1 pseudogene is annotated in these 714 nt (G+C 56.4%); it reads left to right on the forward strand.

Annotated elements, in window-relative coordinates:
• Positions 1 to 714: pseudogene (locus HX868_RS31380) on the forward strand (RHS repeat protein); the annotation flags it as partial.

Below are 714 nucleotides of genomic sequence, written 5' to 3' on the forward strand. Positions count from 1 at the left end.
GTCATCGGCTGGTTTGGAATGAGCGTGGGCAGTTGCTCGAAGAGCAGTTGCCGAATGGCGGAGTCAAGCGTTATCGCTATGACGATCTCGGGCGAAAAATCAGCCAGGAAGACGAGCACGGCGCGCTCACGCAATTTGAATGGAGCAACGTTGGGCAATTAGTTCAAATCGTCCTGCCAAGCGGTGATACGCGTAAATATACCTACAACGCATACGGAAAAATCACCTCCGAACGCGATGAACTCGGCCACGTCACCCGCTACGAATACGCCGACGGCCTGCACCTGATCAGCCGGCGCATCAACGCTGATGGCACTCAGGTCAAATACCGTTACGACAATGTGCGGTTATTGCTGACCGAGATCGAAAATGAGGTGGGCGAAACCTACCGGCTCCAGTATCACACCAATGGCCTGATCCAGCAGGAGACCGGGTTTGACGGCCAGCGCACGGCCTACCTCTACGACCTCAATGGCAACCTGCAGGAAAAGACCGAGCATGGTGATGATGGCAGTCAGTTAGTTACCCGTTACGAGCGCGACTATGCCGGACGCCTCGTAAGAAAAACCCTGCCCAACGGCAACAAGGTCGATTACGGCTACGACCGTCAGGGCAACCTCCTAAGCGTCGAAGACGGCCACTGGGCGTTGGCCTACGAGTACGACAGCCAAAACCGTCTCACCGCCGAACATCAAGGCTGGGGCACGCTGCGCT

This window comes from Pseudomonas reactans (assembly GCF_013385825.1).
Lineage (GTDB): Bacteria > Pseudomonadota > Gammaproteobacteria > Pseudomonadales > Pseudomonadaceae > Aquipseudomonas > Aquipseudomonas reactans.